Here is a 982-nt window from a genome sequence, read left to right on the forward strand (position 1 = left end):
GGGCAGGGCGTGCCTGCGCAACCGCCGGTGCCGGGGCGCGGCGGGCGGCGGTACGGCGGGGAGCGGCGGGTGGGTGTGATGCCGGGCGGCGGCGGTCACGCCCGGGCCGAAGCGCAGCACGCTTCCCTCGACCCGGTCGGGGGTCGCCGGCCACGCCGGTCCCTTCTCCGCGGCCGGCCGCTCGACGCGGGTCTCGTCAGGCCCGGGTCGCTGGATCCAGTGGCTGGCGAGCACGGTGGCGCTGTATTCAGCGTCGTCCGGGCCGGGCCGGACGCTCGGGGCGGAGCCGTCGGCGGGATTTTCGATGGGGCCTTCCGTGGGGACTTCGGTGGGGCCGTCCGTGGGGACTTCGGTGGGGGCTGCTGTGAGGCCTTCCGTGGGGCCGCCCGCGGGGCTCTCGATGGGGCTCTCGATGGGGCCATCGGCGAGGCCGAGTACCCGGGTGCGCTCAGCGGCGGCGTCCAGCACTTCTGTCCGCTCGTCTGCCGGCGCGGGCGTGCGGTCGTCGTCGTGTGCGGTCATCTGAGGTCGCACCGCCTGGTCAGGAGTTCCTGCGAGGCGCCGCCGTCGGCGGCGGCGGGGGTCGTGGTGGCCTGCACCGTCCAGTAGCAGCCGAGGGTCTGGAAGGTGTGGTCGACGGTGAGGGTGTACTGGGTGGCGCCGCTGCGCTCGAAGGTCTGGGACGCGCCGTCCGGGGTGCCCGGCTGCCCCGCCGTGTTTCCCGTGAACCAGGAGACGGTGATGGAGACCGGGCCGGTGCCGTCCGTGGTGACGCCGAGGGTAGCCGTGGCGGTCGTGGGGCCCGTCTGCCGGAAGGCCGACACGGCGACGTCCTTGACGGCGGGACCTGCGGGCGGGGCCGCGGTGGTGGGCGTCGGCGTCGCCGCGGTGGTCGTCGCACCGGGCGCGGCCGTCTCCTCGCCGCCGGGCGGGGTGGCGGAGACCGGGGGCGCAGCGGTGCCGGTGGCCGAGGGTGCCGAGG

2 pseudogenes are annotated in these 982 nt (G+C 76.6%); both read right to left on the bottom strand.

Going from position 1 to position 982, the window contains the following annotated elements:
• Positions 1–522: pseudogene (locus C1J00_RS47505) on the bottom strand (hypothetical protein); the annotation flags it as partial.
• Positions 519–982 (bottom strand): annotated as a pseudogene (locus C1J00_RS43640) (serine/threonine protein kinase); the annotation flags it as partial. The pseudogenes C1J00_RS47505 and C1J00_RS43640, both read right to left, overlap by 4 nt.

The sequence above is a fragment of the Streptomyces cahuitamycinicus genome, assembly GCF_002891435.1.
Classification (GTDB): domain Bacteria; phylum Actinomycetota; class Actinomycetes; order Streptomycetales; family Streptomycetaceae; genus Streptomyces; species Streptomyces cahuitamycinicus.